The following is a 276-nucleotide window of genomic DNA, read 5'->3' as shown; positions in this document are numbered from 1 at the left end:
CGGCGCAGAACATCGCGTTCTTCCACCAGGACGGTGGTCCCGCGACCGAGTATCGCGTCAACGGCAATGGGACGATTTCCGCGTTCGGTACCGCATCCTCCAGTCCGGCGGCCGCAGCAGTGCCCGAGCCCGCCGCCTGGCTGATGATGATCGCCGGGGTCTGTATCGTCGGAGGCGCAGTTCGCCGTCGTACCATCGGCGCGACCGTCGCCACAGGCTACTCCGTCACTGATGGCTGCGTGACGAACCGCTCGTCGAATGCGAGCGGTTCTTCAC

The 276-nt window shown here is 65.9% G+C and carries 1 protein-coding gene; it reads left to right on the top strand.

Going from position 1 to position 276, the window contains the following annotated elements; all coding sequences use genetic code 11:
• Window positions 1–276: PEPxxWA-CTERM sorting domain-containing protein (locus tag AC0IYH_RS31405; RefSeq protein WP_471838139.1), on the top strand; the 276-nt coding region annotated here is incomplete at both ends.

It is taken from the genome of Pseudomonas sp. AC463 (assembly GCF_979253585.1).
The sequence above is the reverse complement of the archived record's forward strand: the minus strand, read 5'-3'. Positions and strand labels throughout refer to the sequence as shown.